The following is a 1,060-nucleotide window of genomic DNA, read 5'->3' on the forward strand; positions in this document are numbered from 1 at the left end:
TCGCTCAGCCGGTGCCAGCCGTCCGGCGCGTTCACGTTCATGATGCGCGCTTCGCTGCCCACATTCCGGAACGTCAGATCCGACCAGGTGATGTTGTAGCCGTCCTTGATCAGGAAGGCCACGCCGATATCCTCGAAGGTGGTGTTGGTCACCGTGATGTCGTGCGGAATATAGCTGTCGGCGGTCGCGGCCGTGACCTTGCCGGTGTAATCCGTGAAGGTGGTCACGATCCCGCTGTTGGAGCCGGAGATATGGCCGCCGTCAATCAGGATGTTGCTGTTCACATGCGTGCGGGTCAGGTCGCCGGAGTCATGGATCGGGGACTTGATGTCCAGCGCGCTGAAGTTGTTGTAGAACACCGAGTCCTTGATCACCGCGTTCTGGAAGCCGCCGGTGGTGTCGATCCCGTCCCGGGTGTTGTTCTCAAACAGGCTCTCGATCACCCGGGTGCCGGAGATGTCGCCGTCGAGCGTCTTGATGCCGTCGCCGACCGAGTCCTCGAAATGGCTGCGGTAGATCAGCGCGTCCGCCACGTCGCCGCTCATCCGCAGCTGGGCCCGCGCGCCGGTGAAATGGGTGCCTTCGACAACCAGGTTGGCGCTGTCGTGGACATCCAGGAACTGTCCGATATTGCCCGAGAAGGTGCTGTTGATGACCGTGACATTGTCGACACCGTTGATGCCGATCGCCTGGGCCCGGTGGAAATCGACGCCGCGCTCCGGATTGAGGCCCTCGAAATCGGTGTCGGGGGCGCCGCTGGCGGTGATCGTGATGTTGTTGAGGGTCCCGTCATTGCCCATCAGGATCGTGCTGCTGTCCGAGGCATCGGTATTCTGCAGGTCGAACCCGCCGCCGTTCTGGGCCGCCAGGGTGACGCCGTCCGGCAGCTGGATCCCCGCTCCGGCATTCAGGTCGTACATATGGTCGAGAACCAATGTGTCGCCGGGCTTCAGAATCTTGCTGGCCAGGTCCGCAAGCCGGCTCGTAACATTCTGACCGGCTGCCCAGCCCAGGTCGGAGGAATAGTAAACAGTCATAGGTGTTCCTTTCGCGGACGGCC

At 62.2% G+C, this 1,060-nt stretch carries 1 protein-coding gene; it reads right to left on the reverse strand.

Annotation, left to right across the window (positions count from 1 at the left end; translation table 11 throughout):
* A partial coding sequence (locus LHL23_RS23435) for a right-handed parallel beta-helix repeat-containing protein (protein ID WP_226431764.1) occupies positions 1-1,037 on the reverse strand: 1,037 nt, incomplete at its 3' end.
* Positions 1,038-1,060: the final 23 nt, after the last annotated feature.

The sequence above is a fragment of the Leisingera sp. McT4-56 genome (assembly GCF_020514995.1).
GTDB lineage: Bacteria > Pseudomonadota > Alphaproteobacteria > Rhodobacterales > Rhodobacteraceae > Leisingera > Leisingera aquaemixtae_A.